1 protein-coding gene and 1 pseudogene are annotated in these 1776 nt (G+C 42.4%); both read left to right on the top strand.

Annotation, left to right across the window (positions count from 1 at the left end):
* A pseudogene (locus AC1WIP_RS15515) lies at positions 1 to 269 on the top strand (nucleotidyl transferase AbiEii/AbiGii toxin family protein); the annotation flags it as partial.
* A 173-nt stretch (positions 270 to 442) separates the two neighbouring features.
* On the top strand, positions 443 to 1776 hold a 1334-nt coding region (locus AC1WIP_RS15520; protein WP_481142675.1), incomplete at its 3' end, for a hypothetical protein.

Consider the following 1776-nt stretch of genomic DNA (forward strand, 5'->3'; position numbering starts at 1 on the left):
CAGCTATCTTTGAAACCTTACAGCGGCGTGGTACTCCCTATGACAGAGAAAGCTTTAAGCGCGTGGTTGCACTTGCCGATGATGAGGATATACAGAAGCGTTGGAAATTCTTTTTGAAAACCATAAAAGATAAAACGCTTGAGTTTTCGGTTGTGATTGAGGAAATACAAAAATTTCTTGAGTCTGTATTCGATGCGATTGTGAATGAGGATGAATGGCAGAAACAGTGGATAGCAAAACAGAATGAATGGTATTTACGGATAAAATAAAAGAGGTCATGCGTGATGAGACAGGGTTTCATTTCAGAGAAGAAAAAGTAAGATTGCGCATTGCCGGTATGAATATTACGTATGATATGGTGACCCAGCTCATGAAAAATAATCATATGCGGCAACCACTGTATGAAAATTTATTTACTGGATATGGAGAGGATGGGAAGAGAATGAAGAAGCGCAAGGATGATTTAACGGACGCAGGAAGAAAAAAGAAGGGGATTTTCGGCATGGCGCTGGCAGTTATTGCGGTCACGAGCATAACCATTTTTGTTTCCTGCGGGTACCAGCCATATGGGGAGAATGGCGGACAGATCACCGGACAGGCAGATGAACAGACAACTGAACAGACAACTGAACAGACATGGGCGGACGAAAAACAGGCAAACGAAAATCAGGCACCCAAGGATACAGAGGAGAATGCTGCAGAAACGGAAGATGCGTACATACCCTTTGATTATAATCACGAGTATAATAAATTGATTCGGTGCTATGGAGATAATGTTTATCTGGCAGCAGCAGACGGCATTTATTGCATAAAAAATGACGGAGCAAAAGAGCGTATTTATGAAAATTCATATCAATATCAGAGAGGGATGGAAATATATCAGAATTTCCTCTACTTCTGTGGCTCTGGGCAAAGGGGTGAAGATGAGGCGGCAACAATTTACCGGATGAATCTGGATACGCAGGAGGTAGAAGATGCGCTTGCAATGTTCAGCCAGGTGTTTGACGTTCTGTATCATATATCTATTTATGAAGATAAGCTGTATGTAGCAAGTGGATTGGAAGCAAAAAGAATCGGCTTTGCACTAAGCCGGAATGGCCAGATTATCCGACAGCTGGACGAAAAGGGCGAGGATTTTCTGTATAAACAGTACAATGAATGTATGGATTTGGACTGGAGAAGGATGCAGGTACCTTATGATTCAGAAGAATACTGGAATCTGGCTGAGGAGTCAAAGAAACGATATTATCCGGTAATGGATGTGGCTGCATGCAAAAAGCTATTGCGGGGAAAACAGGTTGTAAGCAGGTATAAGGATGAACTGTATAGAAGCATTTATCTGGAAAATGAGAATGGAGCTTATGAATTTTTATGTGACGCGGCTTATTATCTGTCGCCGATCATTACAGATACAGGTGTGTATTATGTATCCAATGAGCGCGGAGATATCGGGTATGTGGATTATGTAACCAAGACACCGCAATTATTTTATGCAGTAGAGGAAACGGAAGAGGTAACTCCGGTAAATTATGATGCTGATTATATCTATCTGATCCAAAGCTGTGATGTGGGTTTGGATGCAAATAATGATTGGATAGAGGAAACCTATCTGCTTCGCATTCCAAGGCAGGGCGGAGAGGCAGAGACTGTTTATCAGTTTGAGGGGGATTTACAAGAGTATGGGTCCCTTACGCGATGTGCCGCGTATGACGGCTATCTGTTTTTTGAGCTTCATGACCCGATAAGCCTTGAGGTGGATGCTGCAAGGACCTATGA

The organism is Acetatifactor sp., from assembly GCF_982438285.1.